The following is a 25,091-nucleotide window of genomic DNA, read 5'->3' as shown; positions in this document are numbered from 1 at the left end:
TAAGGATCAATAATAAAAAATTAGAAAACAGATGGCTTGTGGCCGCCACACCCCCAAGGATAGACGGCAATTGCAAGGACTCAGCTCAATATGGAGACCGTTCCCAAGTATTTCAAGGCGCGTGGCAGATTGTCGCAAGCCAGGCTGTCCAACCACTGTAAATCAGCCCAACTGCGTAGCCAGGTGAACTGACGCTTCGCCAATTGGCGCGTGGCAATGATGCCGCGCTCCTGCATCTCGGTGAATGTCAGCTTGCCATCCAGGTGATCCCAGACTTGTCGATAACCCACGGCACGTATAGACGGCAACCCGGCGTGCAAGTCACCTCTGGAGCGCAGTGCTATGACTTCGTCAACGAAACCCTGTTCCAACATTTGTGTGAATCTTTGTGCAATGCGCTCATGCAGTACTTGGCGGTTCGCCGGGGCGATGGCCAAGTTCGCGACAGTATAGGGCAATTGTCCTCGCCCCGAAGCGGCTGCTTCAGTACTTTGCGCAGATTGTCGCTCGCGGTGGGCGGTCATGCTTTGGCCGCTGACACGATAAACTTCCAGCGCCCGGCTCAAGCGCTGCGGGTCGTTAGGGTGAATACGCGCCGCCGACACCGGGTCAACCGCCGCCAATTGGTCGTGCAGGGCTTGCCAGCCAAGGCGCGCAGCCTCTTGCTCGATATCGGCGCGAACCTGCGGGTCCGCCGCTGGCATCTGCGCCAGGCCGTCGAGCAAAGCCTTGTAGTAGAGCATTGTGCCGCCCACCAGCAGCGGGATTTTGCCGCGCGAGGTGATGTCCGCCATCGCTTCCAAGGCATCACGGCGGAAATCCGCGGCCGAATAAGCCTCGGCCGGGTCGAGAATGTCGATCAAACGATGGGGATGCTCGGCCAGCAGTGCCTTTGAAGGCTTGGCGGTGCCGATATCCATGCCGCGATAGACCAGTGCGGAATCCACGCTGATGAGTTCGCACGGCAACACCTTGGTCAGCTCGATGGCCAGGTCGGTCTTGCCCGCGGCCGTAGGGCCCATCAGGAAGATGGCGGGAGGTAAATGGCTCATCAGCGACCGCGCAAGAACAGTTTGTCCAGATCGTCCAGGCCCAATTGGGTCCAGGTCGGTCGGCCATGGTTGCATTGACCACTGCGTTCAGTGTTTTCCATGTCCCGCAGCAAGCCGTTCATTTCCGGCAAGGCCAGGCGCCGGTTGGCGCGGATCGCGCCGTGGCAGGCCATGGTGCCGAGCAGTTCGTTCAGGTGAGCCTGAATCCGGTCGCTGGTGCCGTATTCCATCAGGTCTGCCAGCACGTCACTGACCAACCGATTGGCCTCGGCCTGCTTAAGCAGTGCCGGGATCTGGCGAATGGCCAGGGTTTCCGGGCCTAGGCGCTGGAGCTCGAAGCCCAGGCGCTGGAACCAGGCGACGTGCTCTTCGGCGCAGTCCGCTTCACGTTGGCTCAGGGCCAAGGATTCGGGCACCAGCAGCGGCTGGCCACTGAGACCCTCGCTGGCCATGGCGACTTTCAAACGCTCGTACATGATCCGCTCGTGAGCCGCGTGCATATCCACCAGCACCAGGCCCTGGGCGTTTTCCGCGAGGATATAGATGCCCTTGAGCTGCGCCAGGGCATAACCCAATGGCGGAACATCGCCCTGCCCCTCGGGCAACGCCACGGCGCCGGCCCCAGGCAGTGGCGCGAAGAACTCACGGTACGCCGCCTGGGCTTCTGCGGCCGGCACAGCGGACGTTGGCCGCGGCGTGTATTGATACTGATAACCCGCCCCCGCGCCGGAGCCCGGCGCATGAACGTTCGGTTGCCCCTGGGGCTGCTCCAGCAAGGCATTGGCCGCCAGGCGCATTTCGCCCTGGGGGCCGAACTCGCCGGCGTCGATGCCGGTCGGGCGGACCATACCCGCGACCGCCGCAGGCGCGGCGAGCTGGTCCTCGGGGCGCACATCACCCAAGGCACGGTGCAGGGTGCCATATAGAAAGTCGTGAACCATGCGCCCATCACGAAAACGCACTTCGTGCTTGGTCGGGTGCACGTTGACGTCAACCACCGCCGGATCGACCTCGAAAAACAGCACGAAGGTCGGATGACGGCCGTTGAACAGCACGTCGCGGTACGCCTGGCGCACCGCGTGGGCCACCAGTTTGTCGCGCACTGCGCGGCCGTTCACATAGAAGTACTGCAAGTCAGCCTGGCTACGGGAGAACGTCGGCAAGCCGACCCAGCCCCACAAATGCAGGCCATTGCGCTCAACTTCAATCGGCAGCGCCTGCTCCAGGAAGCCCGCCCCGCACACCGCGGCCACGCGCCGGGCACGCGCCGCGTCATCGTGGGCTTCGTGCAGGCTGAGGATGGTCTTGCCGTTATGGCGCAGGTGGAAGGCCACGTCGAAACGGGCCAGGGCCAGGCGTTTAATGACTTCTTGCAGGTGATCGAATTCGGTTTTTTCGGTTTTGAGAAATTTGCGCCGCGCCGGGGTGTTGAAGAACAGGTCGCGCACTTCCACCGACGTGCCCACCGGATGGGCCGCAGGCTGGACCCGGGGCGCCATGTCGCGGCCCTCGGTTTCCACCTGCCAGGCCTGCTCGGCCTCACGGGTGCGCGAGGTGAGGGTCAGGCGCGCCACCGAGCTGATGGACGCCAGGGCCTCGCCGCGAAACCCCAGGCTCATTACTTGTTCCAGGTCTTCCAGGTTACGGATCTTGCTGGTGGCGTGGCGCGCCAGGGCCAGGGGCAAATCGTCGGAGGAGATGCCACTGCCATCGTCACGCACCCGCAGCAGCTTGACGCCGCCCTGTTCCACATCCACGTCGATACGCCGCGCGCCGGAGTCGATGCTGTTTTCCAGCAATTCCTTGATGACCGACGCCGGGCGCTCGACCACTTCGCCCGCGGCGATCTGGTTCGCCAGCCTTGGGCTGAGCAGTTCGATGCGAGCGCTGTTGTTCACGATATCGTTCATTCCTTGACCGCCAGTTCCGTGCTCGGAATGTTGAGGGTCTGGCCGATTTTCAGCTCATCGGTCTTGAGATTGTTGGCGCTGCGCAAGGCACCCGCCGACACCTGGTAGCGCACAGCAATCATCGCCAACGTTTCGCCTGGGCTGACCCGGTGATCCCGCGGCCCCTGCGCAATCTTGCCGGCGTCACGCAGCCAGGCGATGTAGGTGCCCGGCGGCGGGTTCTGCTGGAAGAACTGGCGCACGCCGCTGCTGATGGAGCGGGCCAGCGCCTGCTGGTGGCTGGCAGCAGCCAGTTTCGAGGCTTCGTTGGCGTTGGAGATGAACCCGGTTTCGACGAGGATCGACGGAATATCTGGGGATTTGAGCACCATGAACCCGGCCTGCTCCACCCGCTGCTTGTGCAGCGGCGTGACACGGCCGATGTTGCTCAGCACTTTCTGGCCCACGTTCAGGCTGGAGGTCAGGGACGCGGTCATCGACAGGTCGAGCAGCACCCCGGCAAGCATGCGGTCCTTGTCGTCGAGACTGACGTTACCGGCCCCGCCGATCAGGTCAGAACGGTTTTCACTGTCGGCCAGCCAGCGTGCGGTCTCGGAGGTGGCGCCGCGATCGGACAGCGCGAACACCGAGGCGCCGAACGCCGCTTTGGAGGGGGCCGCGTCGGCGTGGATCGAGACAAACAGGTCGGCGCCCTTCTTGCGGGCGATTTCGGTACGCCCACGCAACGGGATGAAGTAGTCGCCAGTGCGGGTCAGTTCGGCGCGAAAGCCCTTGATGCCGTTGACCTGGCGTTGCAATTCCTTGGCGATAGCCAGCACCACGTCTTTTTCCCGCTGGCCGCGCGAGCCCGAGGCACCCGGGTCTTCGCCGCCGTGGCCGGCGTCGATGACCACAATGATGTCGCGCTTTCCGGCCGGCGCTGGTGGCAGATTAATAGCAGGCTTGGGTGCGGTCACCGGCACGGCCGGCACCGTGGCCACGCTGGGGGTCGGTGTAGGCGGCGAAGCGGCGTCGGACGGGTTGTCGAACAAGTCGACCACCAGGCGATTACCGTATTGGGCGTTGGGCGCCAGCACGAAGCTTTTCGGTGTGACGGCTTGCTTGAGGTCAATCACCACCCGCAGGTCGCTCGGCGTGCGCTGGGCCGAACGCATGGCGGTGATGGGGGTGTTGGCGGTGGAGACGTTCAGCGGCGCGCCTAGTGTTGCGCCGTTGATGTCGATCACCAGGCGATCCGGGGCACTGAGCGTGAAAACGCTGTGCTGCACTGGGCCGGACAGGTCAAACACCAGTCGCGTGTTATCCGGTGCGCGCCACAGGCGCACACTGCGCACCTGCGAAGCGGCCAGAGCATTGACAGTCATTGCCGCAAGCAACACCCCTACGACAGTAACCAACGCGCGAAAGCGCATACCTAACCCCATTATTTATTTGAATTTCAATGCCAAGGCTGCGCACCACGACTCACCGCGCGCACCTTGGGACAACACATGCAGCGAACGCCCGGCGTTATGCGGCCTAATGGTAATGGTCAGGTCGGGCTTTGGCAAAAAGCCTGCACCCTTTTCGGGCCATTCGATCAGGCACAGCGCGTCATCGTCGAAATAATCGCGAATCCCCAAAAACTCCAGTTCTTCTGGGTCAACCAACCGATACAGGTCGAAGTGGAAGGCGCGGACGCCCCCGATCTCGTAGGGCTCGACCAAAGTGAAGGTAGGACTTTTTACCGCGCCGACGTGTCCCAGCCCGCGAATAATGCCCCGCGACAGGGTGGTTTTACCCGCACCCAGGTCACCATCGAGAAAAATCAGACCATGGCCTTGGGTGATTCGGGCAAGCACGCCGCCCAAATCCGTCATAGCCTGTTCATCCGCCATAAACAGCGTTACTTCACGCACGGCGATTGCTCCTCCAATAACTGACGAATGGCTGGAATCAGGTCGCTGGCCGCCAGGCCTCGACCCAATCGGCCTTGTTGTTCACCGGCGCAGGCATGCAGCCACACGGCCAGGCACGCCGCGTCGAACGCGCTCAAGCCCTGGGCCAGCAAGGCGCCGATCAACCCGGCCAGCACATCCCCCAGGCCCGCGCTGGCCATGGCCGGATGCCCCCGGTCGCAACGGGAAACCCGCCCATCCGGGCTCGCGATCAAACTGCCAGCCCCCTTGAGCACCACCACCGCGGCGTATTTGGCGCTCAACGCGCGCGCCACCTTAGTACGGTCGGCCTGAACCTCGGCTGTCGATACGCCCAGCAAGCGCGCCGCCTCCCCCGGATGGGGCGTGAGCACGCAGCCTGCGGGCAGGTTGATGCCGCCGTCGGCCAGCAGGTTGAGGGCATCGGCGTCCCACACCTGGGGCAGCCCGGTGTTGGCGGCAGCCGATAGCAGGCTGCGGCTCCAGGCCGACTGCCCCAACCCGGGGCCGACCACCAACACCGAGGCCTGGGCCAGCAAGCCCATCAACTGATTGGCCGAGGCAATACCCCGCGCCATGGCTTCCGGCAACCGCGCCAGGGCCGCCGGCACGTGCTCGCTGCGGGTGGCCAGCGACACCCGCCCCGCGCCGCTGCGCAAGGCGCTTTCGGCGCTGAGCAGAATGGCGCCGGCAAAACCGCGATCACCACCTATCAGTAAAACATGGCCGAACTGGCCTTTATGGGCACTCGCCCCGCGAGGTAAAAGGCCCGGCAGATGGCCGGGCGCGAGGTGTTGTACGTCGGGCAATGGTTGATTTGTCTGCGGCATGCGTCTTCGGGCTCCGATGTCTGGCAGAATTATACGCACCTCAGCCCCGGTTTCTCTCGTCTCATGCCTGTCACCTCTCCCGACTTCCCCGCCCTGGCCCAAACGATCAAGGCGCTGGGCCGTGAACTGGGCTTTCAACAAGTCGGCATCAGCGGCCTGGACCTGGGCGAACACGAACAGCACCTGCAACGCTGGCTCGATGCCGGCTACCACGGCGAAATGGATTACATGGGCGCCCACGGCAACAAGCGCTCGCACCCCGAAGAGCTGGTGCCCGGCACGCTGCGGGTGGTTTCTCTGCGCATGGACTACCTGCCTGGCGACACCCAAATGGCCCAACGCCTGGCCCAACCGGAAAAAGCCTACGTTTCCCGTTATGCCCTGGGCCGCGATTACCACAAGCTGATCCGCAAACGCGTACAGCAACTGGCCGAGCGCATCCAGGCACTGATCGGCCCCTTTGGCTACCGCGCTTTCGTCGATAGCGCCCCGGTGCTGGAAAAAGCCCTGGCCGAGCAGGCTGGGCTGGGCTGGATCGGCAAAAACACCCTGGTGCTCAACCGCAAGGCCGGCAGCTACTTCTTCCTCAGCGAACTGTTCGTCGACCTACCGCTGCCTGTGGACCCGCCCCACGCCAGCGAACACTGCGGGCGCTGCACCGCGTGCCTGGACATCTGCCCCACCAACGCCTTCGTCGGGCCTTATGTGCTGGATGCGCGGCGCTGTATTTCCTACCTGACCATCGAACTCAAGAGCGCCATCCCAGAAGACCTGCGGCCGCTGATTGGCAACCGGGTGTTCGGCTGCGACGACTGCCAAATCGTCTGCCCCTGGAACCGCTTCGCCCGCCCGTCGGGCGAAAGCGACTTCAAGCCCCGGCACAATCTGGATAACGCCGAGTTGGCGCAATTATTCCTCTGGGACGAAGCGCAATTTCTCAGCAGCACCGAAGGCTCGCCGCTGCGCCGTGCCGGCTATGAGCGCTGGCTGCGCAACCTGGCGGTGGGCCTAGGCAATGCACCCTCGACCATCCCTGTGCTGGAGGCCTTGAAGGCGCGGGCGGACTATCCGTCGGAGCTGGTGCGCGAGCACGTGGCGTGGGCACTCAAGCAGCATGCGACGCGGGATCAGTGCTCGTCGTTGTAGACGAACTTGGGCATTTCCCAGTGAAAGCGGATCGCCAGCAGGCGCAGCAGGAAGCCGCCAAACAGAGTGATAAGGATGGCTTGCTCGCCCGGCAGGTTCAGCCACAGGCAGAACATGTAGCACCAGGCTGCGGCGAAGGAGACGCTGGCGTAAAGCTCGCGGCGGAAGATCAGCGGGATGTCGTTGCAGAAAATATCCCGCAGGATGCCGCCGAAAACGCCGGTAATGACCCCGCTGACGGACGCCACCAACATGCCGTGGCCCATTTCCAGGGAGGTCATGCAGCCGATCAGGGTAAACGCCACCAGGCCCACGGCGTCGAGCACCAAAAACAGCGAGCGCAGATGGCGCATCCAACGCGCGGTAAACACCGTGAACATCGCCGCCACCGTGGTCAGCACCAAGTATTCCGGGTGCTTGACCCACGTCAGCGGGTAGTGGCCCAGCAGCACGTCACGCACCGAACCGCCCCCCAGCGCCGTCACACAGGCGATCAGCACCACGCCAAACCAATCCATGCCACGGCGCCCCGCAGAGAGTGCGCCGGTCATGGCTTCAGCGGTAATGGCAATCAAATAGAGCATCAACAGCATGATGGCGGTCCTGACAGGAAGGCGCGCAGTCTAGCCATTATGTGATGGCACCAAAAGAGGGCGGTGCCAGGAAAACCGTGGGGCGGCTCCCACAGGTTCGCAGATGCCCTGTAGGAGCGGGCTTGCCCGAGATGGGGCCTTCAGCCCCTCTACACAATCAAAACTTGATGAAGTGCTTGCGGTAATGCTGCAACTCGCCAATGGACTCGCGGATGTCGTCCAGGGCCAGGTGGGTGCTGCCTTTGTGGAAGCTGTCCTTGACCTCAGGCGCCCAGCGCGCGGCCAACTCCTTGAGGGTGGAGACGTCCAGGTTGCGGTAGTGGAAGTAGCTTTCCAGCGCTTTCATGTGGGTATAGAGGAAGCGCCGGTCCTGACAGATGCTATTGCCGCAGATCGGCGATTTGCCCTTGGGCACCCACTGCTCCAGGAAAGCGATGGTCTGCGCTTCGGCCTCGGCCATGCTGATGCGGCTGTCGCGCACGCGCTGGGTCAGGCCCGAGCCGCCGTGCTGGCGTGTATTCCACTCGTCCATACCGGCGAGGATTGCGTCGCTGTGGTGGATTGCGATCACCGGGCCTTCGGCCAGGGTGTTGAGGTCGCTGTCGGTGACGATGGTCGCCATCTCGATGATGACGTCGGTGTCGGGGTTCAACCCGGTCATTTCCAGGTCGATCCAAATCAGATTCTGTGGGTTTTGCATGGGTTGGCTCCTCCGGTAGTCGCGCAGTTTAGCCTAGGGGATAGCGCGAGCGTGCTAAACTCGCGGCCGTTTTACCTCTTCGCTGCATTCTCAACACGGAACACCCATGGCCAAACGCCAACTCAATCGTCGTCAAAACTGGCGCATCGAAAAAATCCAGGGCGAGCGCGCTGCCCGCGCCGCAAAACGCGAGTCCTCGGCGGTGCAAGCCCTGGAGGGCGGCGACCTGGGCCCCGAACAAACGGGCCTGGTGATCGCTCACTTCGGCGTGCAGGTCGAGGTCGAGGCCCGCGAAGGCGAGTCGGCCGGCCAGGTGTTCCGCTGCCACTTGCGGGCCAACCTGCCGGCGCTGGTGACCGGCGATCAGGTTGTATGGCGAGCCGGCAACCAGGGCATCGGCGTGATCGTGGCGCAACTGCCGCGCAACACCGAACTGTGCCGCCCCGACAGCCGCGGCCAGCTCAAGCCTGTGGCGGCCAACGTCGACATGATCGTGATCGTCTTCGCGCCGCTGCCCGAGCCCCACGCCAACCTGATCGACCGCTACCTGGTAGCGGCCGAGCACGCGGGCATCCGGCCGCTGCTACTGCTCAACAAATTCGACCTGATCGACGAGCAGAACGCCCCAGCGCTCAATGCCCTGTTGGCCGTCTACCGCACCCTGGGCTACCCGGTGCTAGAAGTGTCAGCGCACCACGGCAACGGCATGGAGCAACTGCAACAGCAGCTGGACGGGCGCATCAGCGTGTTCGTCGGCCAGTCGGGCGTGGGCAAATCGTCCCTGGTCAACAGCCTGTTGCCGGAAGTGGAAACCCGCGTCGGCCCACTGTCGGAGCTGTCCGGCCAGGGTACCCACACCACCACCACCGCGCGCCTGTTCCACTTTCCTGGCGGCGGCGAGCTGATCGACTCCCCGGGCATCCGTGAATTTGGCCTGGGCCACGTCAGCCGCGCCGATGTGGAGGCCGGGTTCATCGAGTTCAACGACTTGATCGGCACCTGCCGCTTCCGCGACTGCAAGCACGACCGCGAACCCGGTTGCGCCCTGCTCAAGGCGCTGGAAGATGGCCGCGTGCAGCAGCAGCGGATGAACAGCTACCGCTCGATCATCGCCAGCCTGCCCGAAAGCAGTTACTAGGCCAGCGGCGCACTAAAAAGCCCCCGCGACAGTGAATGTCGCGGGGGCTTTTTTTTGTCGCGGTGGTTACTGCGCCGCCGGCGCCTTGGCGCCGCCATCCTCGAAGATGTTGAGCTTCTCGCGCAGCTCGTGGGGCGGCAGCGGCACCTTGTCGGCCGGCAAGGCGTTCGGGTCGGCCGGCACTTCGCCCGGCGCGCCCTCGCCCTGGGTCGGCGTAGTCGGCTCGGCGGGTTGCTGCTCGCCTTCGATGGCTCGCTGGGCCTTGCGAGTCATCACCACGATGTCGATGCGACGGTTGACCGGGTTGAACGGCTTGGCCCGGTCAAACAGCGCCGAGGAGGCAAAGCCCACCACCCGCGCCACTTGTGGATCGGGGTAACCGCCGGCAACCAAGGCCCGGCGTGCCGCGTTGGCGCGGTTGGCCGACAGCTCCCAGTTGCCGAACTCGCCGGCACCCGAATAAGGCGTGGCGTCGGTATGGCCGCTGATGCTGATCTTGTTCGGCACCGCTTTGATGGTGTCGGCCATGGCCAGCAGGATGTCCTCGAAATACGGCTTGAGGCGTGCACTGCCGGAGTCGAACATCGGCCGGTTCTCGGCGTCCATGATCTGGATGCGCAAACCGTCCGGCGTGATCTCGAAGAGGATCTGGTCCTTGAACTTTTGCAGTTGCGGGTTTTCATCGACCTTGTTCTGCAACTCTTGCAGCAGCAGCTCTAGGCGCTCCTGCTCGACCTGCTCGGCCATGCCTTCGACCTGGTCGGTATCGACCGTGACCTTGTCCGGTTGCGGCTGGGACTTGACCTCGGGGTTGAGGGTAGTGTCCGGCGCCAGCTCCGGCGAGCCGCCCAGGTCGATGATGTAGGGCGTACCGCTTTCGGAAAAACCGATGGGGTCTTTGAAGTAACCGGCGATGGCGATCTTCTGTTCCGGCGTGGCGGTGGACAGCAGCCACAACACCAGGAAGAACGCCATCATCGCTGTCGCGAAGTCGGCGAAGGCGATTTTCCAGGCGCCCCCGTGGTGTCCGGCAGCGAAGCGCTTGACCCGCTTGATGATAATCGGCTGGTTGTTTTCCATGGCTTAGCGACCGCGAACCGCTTGTTCCAGCTCCGAGAAGCTCGGGCGATGCAGCGGGTAAAGCACCTTGCGCCCGAATTCCACCGCCAGGGACGGCGGCATGCCGGAAGCCGAAGCCACCAGGGAAGCCTTGATGGCTTCGTAGACGTTCAGCTCTTCCTTGGCGTCGTGGGCCAGGGACGTGGCCAACGGGCCGAAGAAGCCGTAGGCCGCGAGAATACCGAAGAAGGTACCCACCAGCGCCGCACCAACGTGCATGCCGATGGCCGCCTGGTCACCCTCGCCCAGCGACGCCATGGTCACCACGATACCCAGTACCGCCGCGACGATACCGAAGCCCGGCATGCCGTCGGCGATGCCGGTCACCGCATGGGAAGGATGCTCCAGCTCTTCTTTCATGCTGAACAGCTCCATGTCGAACAAGCCTTCGAGCTCGTGCGGTGCCATGTTGCCCGAGGACATGATGCGCAGGTAGTCGCAGACGTAGGCCGTCATGCGGTCGTCCTTGAGCACGGTGGGGTATTTGGCAAAGATCGGGCTGGCGGCGGCGTCTTCGATATCCGCCTCGATGGCCATCATGCCTTCGCGGCGGCTCTTGTTGAGGATCTCGTAGATCAGGCCCAGCACTTCAAGATAAAAAGCGTGGCTGAAACGCGAGCCAAACATGCCAAGGGACTTTTTAATGACATGCATCGTCATATGCCCAGGGTTTGCCTGCAAGAATGCACCGAAAGCCGCGCCCCCGATAATCAACACCTCGAAAGGTTGGATCAGGGCGGCGATCTTGCCGTGGGAAAGCACGTATCCGCCGAGCACGCTCGCGAACACGACGATGATGCCGATAATTTTAGCCATAGTAGGGAAGTACTTATTGAGTCGGGTTCAAGGTCATATTCGGAAGTTAATGAATCTCTTCTTCTGCTTATCGGCAAAACTGCGCCAGACTATAGCCAGTTCAGGCGAAAAGCCAATTTGGCCCGTTGCGGGCGCACTGCCAGTCAATAGTGATCGCGATCAACCATGACTAATGAAACGACAGTCCCAACTTCACGCCCCCACACGCTTGAAGGCTGGGTAAAGTTGCTCGATGCCGTGCGCCTGCCGGTGCCGCAGGCGAGCCATGACCGTGTGTGCAAGGCCATCGCCGACAGCCGCAGCTCCATGCGTGATATCGCCGAGCTGATGCAAGACAGCCCAGCCCTAGCCCTGAGCGTGATCCGCGAGGCCAACCAGCACACCCACGGCAGCATGACCGAGACTGCGGAAAACCTTGAAGTGGCCCTTAATCGCCTGGGCCTCAAGCGCACCGAGCAACTGCTGGCCCACCTCCCCGCCCGCCCTGAAAGCGAGATCCCCATCGCGCTGCGCCAGTTGCAGCTCATCAGCCAGCACGCCACCCAGCAGGCCAACGGCCTATTCGGCAGTCGCCTGGCGCGGCTTTGGCAAGACATTCATTGGGGTAGCCTGCTGTTCCTGTCGCCGCTGTGGCCATTGGCGCTGACCTACCCGCAACTGCTCGATGAGTGGGAATTACGGGTGATCCGCCGCGGGCAATCGGCCCACAAGGTGGAAAAGGAACTGTTCGGCGTGCGCCTGCTGGTGCTGTGCCAAGCCCTGGTGGACCTGTGGCGGCTGCCGATCTGGGTGCAGCAGGGTTATCGCCTGCTGCTGAACGAACAGCGTTTGCTGGTCCAGGTCCTGCACATCGCCCGTGGCGCGGACAACCCGCTGCACCAGCAGCAACTGCTCGATGCCGACCCGGCGCTACGCCGCTGGCTCAACCAACCGGCCAACACCGTGCTGCTGGCCAATGGCATTGCCCTGGCGGCGCAACAATCCTGGTCCTGCCCACACCTGCTGCGCTGGCAATTCCTCACCAGCCTTTACCTGCAAACACCCATGGACGAGTTGCAGCAGCACATACACCAGCAAGCCGTGCGCAGCGCCCAGCACCACGCCATGGCAGACCTGTGGCACCCGGCCATTTCCCTGATCTGGCCCTGGGGCGCCGAGCACCTGCACCCCGGCCAATTACCGGCGCCGGCACCCACCGCTGAAGATCTGGCGCTGTGGCGCAAGCTCTGCGGGCAACTGCTGGCCGAGCCCAGTGTGTTCACCAACGCCATGCACCTGACCACATTCGCCCGCGACGCCCTGGTGGCGTGCGGCATGCACCGGGTGATGATCCTGATGACCGACCGCAACCAAAGTGTGCTGCGCGCCCATCAGACCGCCGGCCTGCCCAAGGGCATGGCCACCTTGAGCCTGCAAGTGAACCAGAGCACTGTGCTGCAACGCCTGCTCAGCCAACCGGCGCAGGTGCGCCTGAGCCCGGCCAACAACGCCCAGTTCTCCGCCCACCTGCCCGCCAGCCTGCGCGCGCCCTTCGATGGCAATCATTTGCTGCTGCGCTCGCTGTCCAACAACGGCCGGGTGGTGATGGTGGTCATGGCGGATCAGGGCGGTGGGCCGTTCTCGGAAATCACCGTGCAAGCCTTCGGCAAAACCGCGCAGTGCATCGAAAAAGCCCTGCACAGCTTTACCGCCCACGGCTAAGCGCTACAATCGCTCCCTTTGTGCTCTGGAGACGCAGATGTCCGACTTCTCTGGCTTGACGCTGGTCATTGAGCCCAGCGACCTGCTCGCGCGCCTCGATGCCCGCGACCTGATCCTGGTAGACCTCACCAGCGCCGCCCGCTACGCCACCGGGCATATTCCCGGCGCCCGCTTCGTCGACCCCAAGCGCACCCAACTGGGCCAGCCGCCAGCGCCGGGGCTGCTGCCCAGCCAGGTAGCCCTGGAAAACCTGTTCGGCGAACTGGGGCACCACCCCGACGCCACCTACGTGGTTTATGACGACGAGGGCGGCGGTTGGGCCGGGCGCTTTATCTGGCTGCTCGATGTCATTGGCCACGCCCGTTACCACTACCTCGACGGTGGCCTGCCGGCGTGGCTGGCCGAAGGCCTGCCGGTTTCGACCGAAACCCCTGCGCCAGCCGCCGGCCCGGTGGCGCTGCCCCTGCACGACGAACCCACCGCAACCCGCGAATACCTGCAAAGCCGCATCGGCGCCGCCGACCTGGCGATCTGGGACGCCCGCAGCCCGCAGGAATACAGCGGCGAAAAAGTCCTCGCCGCCAAGGCCGGGCACATCCCCGGCGCTGTGAACTTCGAGTGGACCGCCGCCATGGACCCGGCGCGCCACCTGCGCATGCGTACTGACCTGGCGCCAACCCTCCAAGGCCTGGGCATCACCCCGGACAAAGAAATCATCACCCACTGCCAGACGCATCACCGCTCCGGCTTCACCTACCTGGTGGCCAAGGCGCTGGGTTACCCGCGCGTCAAAGGCTATGCCGGCTCCTGGGGCGAATGGGGCAACCACCCCGACACCCCTGTCGAGATTTAAGGTTTTTTAAGGACCCCCAATGAAAAAGCGTTTGTTTATCCTCAGCCAGTACCTGCTGCCCCACCACTTGCTCTCGCGCCTGGCCGGCTGCATCGCCGAATGCCGCGTGCGCTGGTTCAAAAACGCCTTCACCGCGTGGTTCGCCAAACGCTATGAGGTGGACATGTCCCAGGCCTTGGTCGAAGACCTGACTGCCTACGAGCACTTCAACGCGTTCTTCACCCGCGCCCTCAAAGAAGGCGCACGCCCGCTGGACGAAACCCCAGGGGCGATTCTCAGCCCGGCCGACGGCGCCGTCAGCCAACTGGGCCCGATCGAGCACGGCCGCGTGTTCCAGGCCAAGGGCCACAGTTTCAGCGTGCTGGAATTGCTCGGCGGTGATGCCGCGACAGCAGCACCGTTCATGGGCGGCGATTTCGCCACCATTTACCTGTCGCCCAAGGACTACCACCGCGTGCACATGCCGCTGGCCGGCACCCTGCGGGAAATGGTGTATATCCCTGGGCGGATTTTCTCGGTCAACCAGACCACCGCCGAAAACGTGCCGGAGCTGTTTGCCCGCAACGAGCGCGTGGCCTGCATTTTCGACACCGAACGCGGCCCGATGGCCGTGGTGCTGGTGGGCGCGATGATCGTCGCCTCCATCGAAACCGTGTGGGCCGGGCTGGTCACGCCGCCCAAACGCGAGCTGAAGACCTTTCGCTACGACGAAGCTGCCCGCGGCCCGATCCACCTGGAAAAAGGCGCCGAGCTGGGTCGTTTCAAACTGGGCTCGACCGCCGTCGTGCTGTTTGGCCCGGATCAGGTGAAGTGGGTCGAAGCGTTGGCGGCGGGTTCGCCGGTGGTGATGGGCCAGGGTCTGGCATTGCCCAAGGCGTGATCTAAAAACACCGCAAAAGCAGTGTGGAAGCGGGCTTGCCCGCGATAGCGAACGGTCAGAAGCCTGTAGATCGACTGTGCTGCCGCCCTCGCGGGCGCGCCCGCTTCCACCTTATGAGAAGGGTTGTTCAGCCAGCCTTAAAGCTGCCCATCCCGGTCCCGAAAGCCCAGCAGATACAGCACGCCATCAAGCCCCAGCGTCGAAATGGCCTGCTTAGCAGACTGCTTGACCAGCGGCTTGGCGCGAAACGCCACGCCCAGCCCCGCAATCGCCAGCATCGGCAAGTCGTTGGCGCCGTCGCCGACCGCAATGGTCTGCTCCAGACGCAAGCCTTCCTTGTGCGCCAATTCGCGCAGCAAATCCGCCTTGCGTTGCGCGTCGACAATCGGCTCCACCGCCACGCCCGTGACCTTGCCGTCCACCACTTCCAGCTCGTTGGCGAACACATAGTCAATGCCGAGCTTGGCTTGCAGTTGCTTGGCGAAGTAGGTGAAGCCACCCGACAGGATCGCGGTCTTGTAGCCCAGGCGCTTGAGTTCGGCGAACAGGGTTTCGGCGCCCTCGGTCAGGCGCAGGGAGGCACCGATGGAGTCCAGCACGCTAACGTCCAGGCCCTTGAGCAGCGCGAGGCGTTCCTTGAAGCTGGCGCGAAAATCCAACTCGCCGGCCATCGCCCGCTCGGTGATGGCCGACACCTGCTCGCCCACGCCCGCGGCCTTGGCCAGTTCGTCGATGACTTCGGCCTCGATCAGGGTCGAGTCCATGTCGAACACCGCCAGGCGCCGGTTACGGCGGAACAGCGAGTCTTCCTGGAAGGCGATATCAACGTTCAGTTCCTGGGCCACGCTGAGGAACTCGGCGCGCAAGGCCTGGGGGTCGCCCGGCTCGCCGCGCACGGAAAACTCGATGCAGCCCTTGCCCTGGTCGGCCGGGGTGTCCAGCGGCATGCGCCCGGACAAGCGATCGATATGGTCGATATTCAAACCGTATTCGGCGGTGATCGAGCTCACGCGCTGCAATTGCTCGGCGGTGACCTTGCGGGTCAGCAGGGTGACGATATGGCGCTTCTTGCCCTGGCCCGCCACCCAATGCTGGTAATCGGCCTCGGACACGGGTGTGAAACGCACCTGCTGATCCAGCTTGTAGGCGGTGAAGAGGATGTCCTTGAGCACCGACGAACCCTGCTCGGTGCTGGGGATCTCGACCAGGATGCCGAACGACAGGGTGTCGTGGATCACTGCCTGGCCGATGTCGAGAATGTTCACACCACCCTGGGCCAGAACGCCGGTAATGGCCGCCGTCAGACCGGGACGGTCGACGCCAGTGATGTTAATCAGGACAATTTCACGCAAGGCGCACCCCCGCAGGTGGAAAAAAACCGCATTCTACCCACTTTCAGTGACCATCGGGCATAGCCAGCGCTTTGCCGGTATGTGGCCTGTCGCTATACTGCGCGTCAACTTCACGGACAAGAGCCGAGCTCAGTGAACCGGCCTACGCCAGTCAAAACCGATAACTTCTTTCTGCTGATCTTCCGGGCACTGCGCCATCGCCGTGTACCGATCGCATTACGCATCGCCAGCCATAACGTGATCCTGGTCGCCCTGGCCCTGGTGATTTACGCCTGTGTGATGGGTTTGCAGTTCAAGCAGGCCATGCACGAGCAGGCTGACGCCTTGGGCCAGAGCCTGACCACCCAGACCGCGACCTCCGCCACCGAGTTGCTGGTGTCCAACGACATCCTTAGCCTCAACGTGCTGCTCAATAACCTGACCAAAAATCCGCTGGTGGCCCACGCCGCCATCTATAGCGTGGACAACCGCATTCTCGCCGAAGCCGGCCAACGCCCGAAAAACAGCCTGCTGGGCGAAGTCGAAGGCCTGTACCAAACCAAGATCACTTTCCAGGACGTGACCGCCGGGCACCTGCGCATCAGCCTGGACATGGACCAGTTCCAGCAACCAATGACCATCAGCCTGCAAAGCATGGGCATCCTCAGTGCCATTTTGCTGGCGTTGGCCCTGGCCTTGAGCTTGCGCCTGGGGCGGCATATCTCCACGCCGCTGATGCAATTGCGCGTGTGGCTGCGCGACATCGACGAACACACCCCGGCCACCCAGCGCCAGGACGAAATCGGCGACCTCGCCCGCCAGTTGCACACCAGTTTCGCCCCGCAGCGGGTCGAGCCTGAACCCCAGGCCGAAGCCGACGACAACGACGATGACGAACCTGAGTTTGAAGTGCGCAACCTGCGCGATCCCAGTTTCGACGAAAGCGCCCCGCTGCCGAGCCTGAAAGCCGCGCCCCGGCATGTGCTCAACGCCGAAGAAGACCTGCCGGGCGAAGAAGACCCCTTCGCCGACCTGCGTGACGACACCGCCGTGGCCAAGCTACAACCCCGGCCGGTCGTACCAGCCGTGCCCCAGCACAGCGCCGTACTGGCGGTGCAATTGGGCGCCCAGGATCAATTGCGGCGCCTGCCCCGCGCTCGCCTCACGGAACTCCTGGATCGCTACCGTGACTGCCTCGACCAGGCTGCCTCGCTGTACCAGAGCGAACTGCACACCCTCAACGACGGCAGCACCCTGATGCTGTTCCACAGCGAAGACAGCGGCGAAGACTACCTGACCAACGCCATCTGCTGCGGTGAACTGCTGCGAGCCTTGGGCCATCAGTTGCAGATCGAAGTGGCGGACAGCGGTATCACCTTGCAACTGCAACTGGGCCTGACCCTGGGCGAAGGGCTGTTCGGCCTGAGCCAGATCGACCTGCTGCTGACCGAGAGCGCCCAGGATGCCTTGGCCTTGTCCCAACACAGCCGCAACCTGCTGCTGGTGGAGCGCAAGATCAGCGACGACAACCTGATTCGCCAACGCGCGCGCATCCGCCCCATCGCCAGCCCCGAAGGCGCCTGCTGCGTCGAACGTCTGATGGAGCCCTACCCGTCGATGTTGGAACGGCAACTGGCGCGGATGCACGAAACCCGCGCCTGAGGGTTCTACCCCGGTGGGAGCGAGCGTGCTTGCGGTGGTGTCAGTTGAGCTACATCAAGGTCGCCTGACCCACCCATCGCGGGCACGCCCGCTCCTACAGGAAGGCACTCCAAGCCTGTCCTTACAGCCTATAAATGCCGCCCAATAAAAAGGCCCGCTCAGTCAGCGGGCCTTTTTTGTCTGCGCTCGGCTCAGAACCTGAACACTTCCATGTCGGTACGGATCGGCGCAGCCATCGGGATTTTCGGTTGCTTGTCCTGGGCCGCAGGTTTGGCCGGGGCCGGGGCCTGGCGGCGCGGAGCTTCGACGATGGGCGGCTGATTGGCCAGGGGCTTGAGGGCCACCGACAACTGCTGCGCCAAGCGTTGCAGCAACACACCCTGGGCCTGGACCTGGGCCGCAGTGCTGCCAGCGTGGACTTCCTGCAGGTGGATGATGCGGTTGTCGCGCACCTGGCCACGGCGGTCGATCAGGCGCCATTGGGCGTCCAGCACCGCCGGTTGCGACACGCCCGAATCCAGGCGCGTGATCGACAGCAGCACTTGCACGTCTGGGGTGAAGCCCTGGCTCGCCGGGGCCAGCACTACGCGCTGGCTGTCCAGGTGCCCGGCCACTTGGCGCAGCAGCAATTGATCGATATCCGAAGACAAGCTGCCTGCCCATCGACCATCGGTGGCCGCTTGCAGGCTACCGTCGGGCTGGCGTTGCAGCAGGGTTTCGCGTTGCAGGTAGTCGGCCACCAGCACCGGACCAAGCAACACCGCCATGCCGCCGCTTTGCGCGGGCTGGGGCGGGGTGCCGCTGTCGAGCTGATACAGCGACACCGGTTGGTGCACGCTGCAACCCGCCAGGCCAAGAACGCCAGCGAGCAGCAAAATAAAAGGAAGGCGCAGAGCAGTCATCGTCCCATCCAGGTGGCGGCCGCACGGCCGACCACAGTGTCAATACTCAAAATCCTGAAGAACGCTCAGCCACGCTGGCGCTTGAAGGGCCATATCATCCGTGAATCTGCGCCATGACTCCAGCGCGAAAGCGTCGATCCACGGGTTAAATCGCAGATCGAACGCTCTGGGCAGCCGCTACGGCGCCGGGCGCCGCCCTCAGTTGGGCGTATCGACCAACAGGGCATCGACCCGCTGGAAGCCGCGCGGCAGTTTGTTGCCGCGCCGCCCGCGCTCGCCCTTGTAGTGCTCCAGGTCATCGGCCTTGAGGGACAAGGTGCGCTTGCCGGCCTGCAACACCAGGGTCGCGCCCTCGGGCAGCACGGCGATGTCGGTGACGTACTCCTCGCGGCTGGCCACGCGCTCGCCGGGGATGCCGATGATCTTGTTGCCCTTGCCTTTGCCCAGTTGCGGCAGGTCGCTGATTTTGAAGATCAACAAGCGCCCCTCGGTGGTCACCGAGGCCAGCCAGTTGTTCTCGCGGTCGCTGACCGGGCGCGGGGCGATCACCTTGGCGTTGTTGGGCAGGCTCAACAGCGCCTTGCCGGCCTTGTTCTTGGCTTGCAGGTCTTCGCCCTTGACCACGAAACCGTAACCGGCGTCGGAGGCGATCACATACAGCGCGTCGTCTTCGGGCAGCAGCACGCACTCGAAATTCGCCCCCGGCGGCGGCGTCAGCCGCCCAGTCAACGGGTCGCCCTGGCCACGGGCCGACGGCAGCGTGTGGGCCGCCACCGAATAGCTGCGCCCGGTGGAGTCGATAAACACCGCGAATTGGTTAGAACGCCCCGCCGCCGAGGTCTTGAAGCCATCGCCGGCCTTATAGGACAACCCGGTAGCATCGATTTCATGGCCCTTGGCCGAGCGCACCCAGCCTTTTTCCGAGAGCACGACGGTGATTTTTTCGTTGGGCAGCAGTTCGGTTTCGGTCAGGGCCTTGGCTTCGGCGCGCTCGACAATCGGCGAGCGGCGGTCGTCGCCATAGGTTTCGGCGTCCTTGAGCAGCTCGGTGCGCACCAGTTTCTTGAGCTTGGCTTCGCTGCCCAGCAGGGCTTGCAGCTTGGCCTGTTCCTTGAGCAGTTCATCTTGCTCGGAGCGCAGCTTCATTTCTTCCAGGCGCGCCAACTGGCGCAAACGGGTGTCGAGGATGTAGTCGGCCTGGATTTCGCTCAGGGCGAACCGCTCGATCAGGCTGGCCTTGGGGTGTTCCTCGGTACGGATGATGTGAATCACTTCGTCCAGGTTGAGGTAGGCGATCAGCAAGCCGTCCAACAGGTGCAGGCGCCGCTCCACCTTGTCGAGCCGGAATTGCAGGCGCCGGCGTACGGTGTTGACGCGAAACTCCAGCCACTCCACCAGCAAAGCCCGCAGGTTTTTCAGTTGCGGCTTGCCGTCCAGGCCAATGATGTTGACGTTGACCCGGTAGCTGGACTCCAGCTCCGTGCTGGCGAACAGGTGCTGCATCAGCACTTCGTGATCGACCCGGTTATTGGTCGGGATAATCACGATACGGCAGGGGTTTTCGTGGTCGGACTCATCGCGCAGGTCAGCGACCTGGGGCAGTTTCGACGGTTTGGCCTGCATCAGCGCAGCGATCTGCTCCAGCACCTTGGCCCCGGAGACCTGATGCGGCAGCGCAGTGACGATGATGTCGCCGTCCTCGACGTGGTACACGGCGCGCATGCGCACCGAGCCCTTGCCGGTTTCGTACATTTTCAGCAGGTCGGCACGCGGCGTGATGATTTCCGCTTCGGTCGGGTAATCCGGGCCCTGGATGTGCTCGCAGAGCTGCGCGACCGTGGCCTTGGGCTCGTCCAGCAGGCGCACGCAGGCGCTGGCCACTTCCCGCAGGTTGTGGGGCGGCACGTCGGTGGCCATGCCGACCGCGATGCCGGTGGTGCCGTTGAGCAGGATGTTGGGCAGGCGCGCTGGAAGCACCAGGGGCTCGTCCAGGGTGCCGTCGAAGTTCGGGCCCCAGTCCGCGGTGCCCTGGCCCAGTTCGCTGAGCAGCACTTCGGAGTAGCGCGACAGGCGCGCCTCGGTGTAACGCATGGCTGCGAACGACTTGGGATCGTCCGGCGCACCCCAGTTGCCCTGGCCGTCCACCAGGGTGTAGCGGTAGCTGAACGGCTGGGCCATGAGCACCATGGCTTCGTAGCAGGCCGAGTCGCCGTGGGGGTGGAATTTACCGAGTACGTCACCGACGGTACGCGCCGACTTCTTGTGCTTGGAGTCAGCGTCCAGCCCCAGCTCACTCATGGCGTAGATAATGCGCCGCTGTACCGGTTTCAGACCGTCGCCGATATGTGGCAGGGCGCGGTCCATAATCACGTACATGGAGTAATTGAGGTAGGCATTTTCGGTGAAGTCAGCCAGTGACCGGCGCTCTACACCGTCCAGGCTGAGTTCAAGGGAGTCGCTCATGCGGGCCTCATCAGTTCGTTGTCTGGCGCAGCAGCATGGTGCCGCCGCGCTGGGTGAATTCAAGTTGCTTCAAAGCGCTCATGCCCAGCAGCACCTGCTCGCCGTCCAGGCCGGGTGCGATCAGGGCACGCACGTCGCGCAGGACGATATCGCCCAGTTGCAGGCGTTCCAGGCGTGTCCGATAACCCTGGCTGCGCCCGTTGGCGGTACTCAAGGTGACCGGCGCGCCCTTCTCCAGGCCCAGGCGCTCGGCCAGTGCCACGGGGATCGCCACGTCGGTGGCGCCGGTATCGAGCATGAACGTCGCCGGTTGGCCGTTGATCTGGCCGCTGGCGACAAAATGCCCCTGGCCATTGCTGACCAGTTTGACTTCTATATAGCCCGCGCCCTGCTGCGAGGTGACTGCGCTATTGGGGTTCTCGCGGCGCGCTTCCCACTCGCCGAAAAACCGGGTAGCCAAAAACAACCCCGCGCACCAAGCCAGGATCAGCAACACCCGGCCGGCGCGTTTGCCCGGCGCTTGCTGGCTCATGGCGTGGCGCTCCAGCCGCCGTCCGGCGCGGCGAAGCGCCAAACTATCGGCCGTTGCTCGCCGTCGGCGCGGGTGTGGCTGCCGTTATCAACGCCAATCCACGCACCGCCCTCGTCCAGGGCCAGGGCTTCGGTGTTGCCAAACCGGGTGTTGTAGCGCCGTGGCTCGGTCAACGCCTCATTGGCGAACGACCAGCAACGCTCGACCGCGCCCGTGGCCGGGGTGCGGCGGCAGATGCGGTAGGCCATGCGTTCGAGGGTAAACAGTTTGTCCTGGTAGAAGGCCAGGTCGCTGAAGTCCTTGTGCTGGCCCCGGCCGGCGGGGATTTGCGGCGGTGGCTGCTGCGCGCCGCCCTCGCTCATCACCACGCAATTGTCGGGGCAGTCCCACAGGCTCTGCTGCTTGCTCACCCGCAACAGGCCACGGCGCTCGCGCTCGGCGGCCAGCCACAGTTGGGTGCCTGCCGGGTTGACGGCGATGCCCTCGAACAACGCATTGAAGTTGAGCAACATGCCGCTGGCCCGCGCCTGGCGCACCATCAGCGGGGAGATTTTCAGCCACTGCGCCGCGCCCTCGACCGGCACGTGCAGCACGGCGGCGTGGGTTTCGCTGACCACATAGCGATTGCCCGCGCCATCGCAGGTGATGCCCTCAAAATCCAGGTCGCCGCCACGCAGGGGGGCGGCCGCCAGGTTGCGCACGCGCAAGCCCCACGGCAGGCCACTGTCGGGCACCGGCGGCACGTCGATTTTCACGGTTTCGGCTTGCCAGACCGGCGCGCGGGTATCGAGCCGGTAAAGCTGCCCATCGTCGCGGTCCGATACCGTCCATAACTCGCCGCTGCACAGCGCCAGCCCCGAGAGGTTGCCGCTGGGCATGCCGTCCACCGGGTGCTCGGCCAACAGCTTGAGCTCAGGCACGGGCGCGGCGGCGACCGCAGTCGTCAGCACCAGTAACGCCAGGGCCAACGCGCTGCGCATCAGCCCAGCACCTCGGCCAGGTTGCCCTTGGACTCCAGCCACGCCTTGCGGTCGCCGGCGCGTTTCTTGGCCAGCAGCATGTCCATCATTTCCGAAGTCGCGGCAAAATCGTCCAGGGTCAACTGCACCAGGCGCCGGGTGTTGGGGTCCATGGTGGTTTCGCGCAGTTGTGGCGGGTTCATCTCACCCAGGCCTTTGAATCGGGTGACCTGGGGCTTGCCGCGTTTCTTCTCGGCCACCAGGCGATCGAGGATGCCGTCGCGCTCGGCCTCGTCCAAGGCGTAGAAAATCTCCTTGCCCAGGTCGATGCGGTACAGCGGTGGCATGGCGACGTAGACGTGGCCGGCATCTACCAACGGGCGGAAATGCTGGACGAACAGGGCGCAGAGCAAGGTTGCGATATGCAGGCCGTCGGAGTCGGCGTCGGCGAGGATGCAGATTTTGCCGTAGCGCAGCTGGCTCATGTCCTCGGCGCCCGGGTCGACGCCAATGGCGACGGCGATGTTGTGCACTTCCTGGCTGGCCAGCACTTCGCTGCCGTCCACTTCCCAGGTGTTGAGGATCTTGCCGCGCAACGGCAGGATCGCCTGGAATTCCTTGTCCCGCGCCTGCTTGGCCGAGCCGCCGGCGGAGTCGCCTTCGACCAGAAACAGCTCCGAGCGCATCGGGTCCTGCCCGGCGCAGTCGGCCAGTTTGCCCGGCAGCGCCGGGCCCTGGGTGATGCGTTTGCGCTCGACCTTCTTGCTCGCCTTGAGGCGGCGCCCGGCGTTGTTGATCGCCAGTTCCGCCAGTTGCAGGCCCAGCTCCGGGTGCTCGTTGAGCCACAGGCTGAAGGCGTCCTTGACCACGCCCGAGACGAACGCCGCGGCCTCGCGGGACGAAAGGCGCTCTTTGGTCTGGCCGGAGAATTGCGGTTCCTGCATTTTCATCGAGAGCACGAAGGCGATGCGCTCCCAGACGTCCTCAGGTGCCAGTTTTACGCCGCGGGGCAGCAGGCTGCGGAATTCGCAGAACTCACGCATCGCGTCGAGCAGGCCCTGGCGCAAACCGTTGACGTGGGTGCCGCCCTGGGCCGTGGGGATCAGGTTGACGTAGCTTTCCTGGACGCTGTCGCCGCCCTCGGGCAGCCACAGCAAGGCCCAATCGACCGCTTCCTTGTTACCGGCCAGGCTGCCGCAGAACGGTTCGTCGGGCAGGCGTTCGAATTCGCTGACCGCGTCCACCAGGTAGGAACGCAGGCCGTCTTCGTAGTGCCACTCGACCTTCTCGCCGGTGCCTTTGTCTTCAAAACTGACCAGCAGCCCCGGGCACAGCACGGCCTTGGCCTTGAGCACGTGCTTGAGGCGGCTGATGGAGAATTTCGGCGAGTCGAAGTACTTGGGGTCGGGGGCGAAAAACACGCTGGTGCCAGTGTTGCGCTTGCCCACGGTGCCGATCACTTGCAGCTCGGTGGCTTTGTAGCCATCGGCGAAAGTCATTTGGTACTCGTTGCCGTCGCGCTTGACCCGCACCCGCACCTCGGTGGACAAGGCGTTGACCACGGAAATGCCCACGCCGTGCAAGCCACCGGAGAACTGGTAGTTCTTGTTGGAGAACTTGCCGCCGGCGTGGAGCTTGGTGAGGATCAGCTCCACCCCCGAGACGCCCTCTTCGGGGTGGATATCCACCGGCATGCCGCGCCCGTCATCGCTGACTTCCAGGGAATGGTCGGCGTGCAGGATCACCTGCACCGACTTGGCGTGCCCGGCCAAGGCCTCATCGACGCTGTTGTCGATGACTTCCTGGGCCAGGTGGTTGGGCCGACTGGTGTCGGTGTACATGCCGGGGCGTTTGCGCACCGGGTCGAGGCCCGAGAGGACTTCGATGGCGTCGGCGTTATAAGAGCTAGCGCTGGGAGTGGCCATGGGGTCTCGTCGTCAGTGTTCGATTAAATAAAGTCCGGGTTGTCACAGTGCCGCAAAGTCGATGCCCTGGTACTGATCCGGGCCAATGCCGGCAAAGCTCAACAGCGCCGGCAGTTGCTGGGCAAAGCCCTGGTAGCTGTGGTCGCCGCCAGCCTGGATGCGCAGGGCGCAGGCTCGGTAATACTGCTGCGCGAGGCGATAGTCCAGCGTTTCATCGCCGGTTTGCAGCCATACCTGGAACCGCTGCGGGTCCCCAGGAGCGGGCACTTCCAGCTCCGCCAGGGCGGTCACGTGGTCGTGGGTCAATTCCCAGGTTTGGTCGGTGTACAGGTTTTTTTGCGGGCCCAGGTAGCCGTCGAACAGTCGATGGGGGCTGACCGCTGGGTTGACCAGCAGGGCCTTGAGGCCGTGGCGCTCGGCAAGGTGAGTGGCATAGTAGCCGCCGAGTGAGCTGCCGACCAGCAGCGGGCGGCCCAGTTCGCCGATCGCTTGCTCCAGTTGGGCCATGGCCTGGCGGGGGTGGTGATGCAGCGCCGGCACCCGCAGTTGCTCACCCAGGCCGAGGCTGTTCATCACCGCGATCAACTGGCTGGCCTTTTTCGAGGCCGGCGAGCTGTTGAAACCGTGGATATACAGGATCGAACCGGACATTTGCGCTCCCCA

Annotated in this window: 22 protein-coding genes; 6 read left to right on the top strand and 16 right to left on the bottom strand. The window is 64.0% G+C overall.

Annotated elements, in window-relative coordinates; all coding sequences use genetic code 11:
• Nucleotides 1–80: 80 nt before the first annotated feature.
• From miaA to CKW13_RS14670, 5 genes are read right to left on the bottom strand one after another with little or no spacing between them, the layout of a single operon-like run.
• Nucleotides 81–1,052, bottom strand: coding sequence for a tRNA (adenosine(37)-N6)-dimethylallyltransferase MiaA (miaA, locus tag CKW13_RS14690; protein ID WP_095109353.1), 972 nt, complete (start codon nt 1,050–1,052; stop codon nt 81–83).
• The gene (gene mutL / locus CKW13_RS14685) at nt 1,052–2,962 is read right to left on the bottom strand and encodes a DNA mismatch repair endonuclease MutL (protein WP_095109352.1); all 1,911 of its coding nucleotides are present in this window, start codon (nt 2,960–2,962) and stop codon (nt 1,052–1,054) included. The genes miaA and mutL overlap by 1 nt, the downstream gene beginning before the upstream one ends.
• On the bottom strand, nt 2,959–4,386 hold the full coding sequence (locus CKW13_RS14680) for an N-acetylmuramoyl-L-alanine amidase (protein WP_218192055.1): 1,428 nt from the start codon (nt 4,384–4,386) through the stop codon (nt 2,959–2,961). Before CKW13_RS14680 ends, mutL begins: the two co-directional genes overlap by 4 nt.
• Before the next feature lie 3 nt (nt 4,387–4,389).
• Nucleotides 4,390–4,860 carry a tRNA (adenosine(37)-N6)-threonylcarbamoyltransferase complex ATPase subunit type 1 TsaE gene (gene tsaE, locus CKW13_RS14675; RefSeq protein ID WP_095109350.1) on the bottom strand — a complete coding sequence of 157 codons (471 nt, stop codon included), beginning with the start codon at nt 4,858–4,860 and terminating at the stop codon, nt 4,390–4,392.
• Nucleotides 4,848–5,708, bottom strand: a complete 861-nt coding sequence (locus tag CKW13_RS14670; RefSeq protein WP_095109349.1) for an NAD(P)H-hydrate dehydratase — start codon at nt 5,706–5,708, stop codon at nt 4,848–4,850. The genes tsaE and CKW13_RS14670 overlap by 13 nt, the downstream gene beginning before the upstream one ends.
• A gap of 63 nt (nt 5,709–5,771) precedes the next feature.
• Between CKW13_RS14670 and queG the strand changes: the two genes are divergently transcribed.
• Entirely contained in the window at nt 5,772–6,854 is a 1,083-nt protein-coding gene (queG, locus tag CKW13_RS14665) for a tRNA epoxyqueuosine(34) reductase QueG (RefSeq protein ID WP_095109348.1), read from the top strand.
• On the opposite strand, the gene CKW13_RS14660 is transcribed toward queG, so the two are convergent.
• Both CKW13_RS14660 and orn read right to left on the bottom strand, forming a co-directional pair.
• Complete coding sequence (locus CKW13_RS14660) at nt 6,836–7,450, bottom strand: trimeric intracellular cation channel family protein (protein WP_176465113.1); 615 nt, start codon at nt 7,448–7,450, stop codon at nt 6,836–6,838. The two genes, queG and CKW13_RS14660, sit on opposite strands and share 19 nt — an antisense overlap.
• 154 nt (nt 7,451–7,604) lie before the next feature.
• Nucleotides 7,605–8,147 (bottom strand): oligoribonuclease, encoded by a 543-nt coding sequence (orn, locus tag CKW13_RS14655; protein ID WP_095109346.1) that lies wholly within the window; start codon nt 8,145–8,147, stop codon nt 7,605–7,607.
• A 106-nt stretch (nt 8,148–8,253) separates the two neighbouring features.
• On the opposite strand from orn, the gene rsgA reads away from it, so the two are divergent.
• A complete protein-coding gene (rsgA, locus tag CKW13_RS14650; protein WP_095109345.1) occupies nt 8,254–9,285 on the top strand; it encodes a small ribosomal subunit biogenesis GTPase RsgA in 1,032 nt (343 codons plus the stop codon).
• Between the two features lie 66 nt (nt 9,286–9,351).
• Here the strand turns inward: rsgA and motB are convergent, their stop codons facing one another.
• Together motB and motA are read right to left on the bottom strand one after the other, a co-directional pair.
• A complete protein-coding gene (gene motB, locus CKW13_RS14645) occupies nt 9,352–10,365 on the bottom strand; it encodes a flagellar motor protein MotB (protein ID WP_095109344.1) in 1,014 nt (337 codons plus the stop codon).
• A 3-nt stretch (nt 10,366–10,368) separates the two neighbouring features.
• Nucleotides 10,369–11,220 carry a flagellar motor stator protein MotA gene (gene motA, locus CKW13_RS14640; RefSeq protein WP_095109343.1) on the bottom strand — a complete coding sequence of 284 codons (852 nt, stop codon included), beginning with the start codon at nt 11,218–11,220 and terminating at the stop codon, nt 10,369–10,371.
• 165 nt (nt 11,221–11,385) lie between these two features.
• On the opposite strand from motA, the gene CKW13_RS14635 reads away from it, so the two are divergent.
• The 3 genes from CKW13_RS14635 to asd are packed head-to-tail and all read left to right on the top strand — an operon-like array spanning nt 11,386 to nt 14,654.
• On the top strand, nt 11,386–12,921 hold the full coding sequence (locus tag CKW13_RS14635; RefSeq protein ID WP_095109342.1) for an HDOD domain-containing protein: 1,536 nt from the start codon (nt 11,386–11,388) through the stop codon (nt 12,919–12,921).
• Nucleotides 12,922–12,958: 37 nt separating this feature from the next.
• A complete protein-coding gene (locus CKW13_RS14630; RefSeq protein ID WP_095109341.1) occupies nt 12,959–13,774 on the top strand; it encodes a rhodanese-like domain-containing protein in 816 nt (271 codons plus the stop codon).
• Between the two features lie 19 nt (nt 13,775–13,793).
• Entirely contained in the window at nt 13,794–14,654 is an 861-nt protein-coding gene (gene asd, locus CKW13_RS14625; protein WP_095109340.1) for an archaetidylserine decarboxylase, read from the top strand.
• A 137-nt stretch (nt 14,655–14,791) separates the two neighbouring features.
• Here the strand turns inward: asd and serB are convergent, their stop codons facing one another.
• Entirely contained in the window at nt 14,792–16,006 is a 1,215-nt protein-coding gene (serB, locus tag CKW13_RS14620) for a phosphoserine phosphatase SerB (RefSeq protein WP_095109339.1), read from the bottom strand.
• Nucleotides 16,007–16,138: 132 nt separating this feature from the next.
• On the opposite strand from serB, the gene CKW13_RS14615 reads away from it, so the two are divergent.
• Entirely contained in the window at nt 16,139–17,647 is a 1,509-nt protein-coding gene (locus tag CKW13_RS14615; protein ID WP_095109338.1) for an AhpA/YtjB family protein, read from the top strand.
• 191 nt (nt 17,648–17,838) lie between these two features.
• On the opposite strand, the gene CKW13_RS14610 is transcribed toward CKW13_RS14615, so the two are convergent.
• The 6 genes from CKW13_RS14610 to CKW13_RS14585 all read right to left on the bottom strand — a co-directional run bounded on the left by CKW13_RS14610 (nt 17,839) and on the right by CKW13_RS14585 (nt 25,079).
• The gene (locus tag CKW13_RS14610) at nt 17,839–18,549 is read right to left on the bottom strand and encodes a membrane integrity-associated transporter subunit PqiC (RefSeq protein ID WP_095109337.1); all 711 of its coding nucleotides are present in this window, start codon (nt 18,547–18,549) and stop codon (nt 17,839–17,841) included.
• A gap of 198 nt (nt 18,550–18,747) precedes the next feature.
• Entirely contained in the window at nt 18,748–21,012 is a 2,265-nt protein-coding gene (gene parC / locus CKW13_RS14605; protein WP_095109336.1) for a DNA topoisomerase IV subunit A, read from the bottom strand.
• Nucleotides 21,013–21,022: 10 nt separating this feature from the next.
• Entirely contained in the window at nt 21,023–21,544 is a 522-nt protein-coding gene (locus tag CKW13_RS14600) for a TIGR02281 family clan AA aspartic protease (protein ID WP_095109335.1), read from the bottom strand.
• Complete coding sequence (locus CKW13_RS14595; RefSeq protein ID WP_095109334.1) at nt 21,541–22,524, bottom strand: esterase-like activity of phytase family protein; 984 nt, start codon at nt 22,522–22,524, stop codon at nt 21,541–21,543. Before CKW13_RS14595 ends, CKW13_RS14600 begins: the two co-directional genes overlap by 4 nt.
• A complete protein-coding gene (parE, locus tag CKW13_RS14590; RefSeq protein ID WP_095109333.1) occupies nt 22,524–24,428 on the bottom strand; it encodes a DNA topoisomerase IV subunit B in 1,905 nt (634 codons plus the stop codon). Before parE ends, CKW13_RS14595 begins: the two co-directional genes overlap by 1 nt.
• A 42-nt stretch (nt 24,429–24,470) precedes the next feature.
• Nucleotides 24,471–25,079, bottom strand: a complete 609-nt coding sequence (locus tag CKW13_RS14585; RefSeq protein WP_095109332.1) for a YqiA/YcfP family alpha/beta fold hydrolase — start codon at nt 25,077–25,079, stop codon at nt 24,471–24,473.
• Nucleotides 25,080–25,091: the final 12 nt, after the last annotated feature.

The organism is Pseudomonas sp. Irchel 3E20 (assembly GCF_900187645.1).
Taxonomy (GTDB): Bacteria; Pseudomonadota; Gammaproteobacteria; order Pseudomonadales; family Pseudomonadaceae; genus Aquipseudomonas.
This window is presented reverse-complemented; position numbering and strand designations above follow the sequence as displayed.

Excerpts from the sequence above, each read along its gene's own strand:
- miaA (WP_095109353.1), bottom strand. The coding sequence starts at position 1,052 with ATGAGCCATTTACCTCCCGCCATCTTCCTGATGGGCCCTACGGCCGCG.
- mutL (WP_095109352.1), bottom strand. The coding sequence starts at position 2,962 with ATGAACGATATCGTGAACAACAGCGCTCGCATCGAACTGCTCAGCCCA.
- CKW13_RS14680 (WP_218192055.1), bottom strand. The coding sequence starts at position 4,386 with ATGGGGTTAGGTATGCGCTTTCGCGCGTTGGTTACTGTCGTAGGGGTG.
- CKW13_RS14670 (WP_095109349.1), bottom strand. The coding sequence starts at position 5,708 with ATGCCGCAGACAAATCAACCATTGCCCGACGTACAACACCTCGCGCCC.
- queG (WP_095109348.1), top strand. The coding sequence starts at position 5,772 with ATGCCTGTCACCTCTCCCGACTTCCCCGCCCTGGCCCAAACGATCAAG.
- orn (WP_095109346.1), bottom strand. The coding sequence starts at position 8,147 with ATGCAAAACCCACAGAATCTGATTTGGATCGACCTGGAAATGACCGGG.
- rsgA (WP_095109345.1), top strand. The coding sequence starts at position 8,254 with ATGGCCAAACGCCAACTCAATCGTCGTCAAAACTGGCGCATCGAAAAA.
- motB (WP_095109344.1), bottom strand. The coding sequence starts at position 10,365 with ATGGAAAACAACCAGCCGATTATCATCAAGCGGGTCAAGCGCTTCGCT.
- motA (WP_095109343.1), bottom strand. The coding sequence starts at position 11,220 with ATGGCTAAAATTATCGGCATCATCGTCGTGTTCGCGAGCGTGCTCGGC.
- CKW13_RS14635 (WP_095109342.1), top strand. The coding sequence starts at position 11,386 with ATGACTAATGAAACGACAGTCCCAACTTCACGCCCCCACACGCTTGAA.
- CKW13_RS14630 (WP_095109341.1), top strand. The coding sequence starts at position 12,959 with ATGTCCGACTTCTCTGGCTTGACGCTGGTCATTGAGCCCAGCGACCTG.
- asd (WP_095109340.1), top strand. The coding sequence starts at position 13,794 with ATGAAAAAGCGTTTGTTTATCCTCAGCCAGTACCTGCTGCCCCACCAC.
- CKW13_RS14610 (WP_095109337.1), bottom strand. The coding sequence starts at position 18,549 with ATGACTGCTCTGCGCCTTCCTTTTATTTTGCTGCTCGCTGGCGTTCTT.
- parC (WP_095109336.1), bottom strand. The coding sequence starts at position 21,012 with ATGAGCGACTCCCTTGAACTCAGCCTGGACGGTGTAGAGCGCCGGTCA.
- CKW13_RS14600 (WP_095109335.1), bottom strand. The coding sequence starts at position 21,544 with ATGAGCCAGCAAGCGCCGGGCAAACGCGCCGGCCGGGTGTTGCTGATC.
- CKW13_RS14595 (WP_095109334.1), bottom strand. The coding sequence starts at position 22,524 with ATGCGCAGCGCGTTGGCCCTGGCGTTACTGGTGCTGACGACTGCGGTC.
- parE (WP_095109333.1), bottom strand. The coding sequence starts at position 24,428 with ATGGCCACTCCCAGCGCTAGCTCTTATAACGCCGACGCCATCGAAGTC.
- CKW13_RS14585 (WP_095109332.1), bottom strand. The coding sequence starts at position 25,079 with ATGTCCGGTTCGATCCTGTATATCCACGGTTTCAACAGCTCGCCGGCC.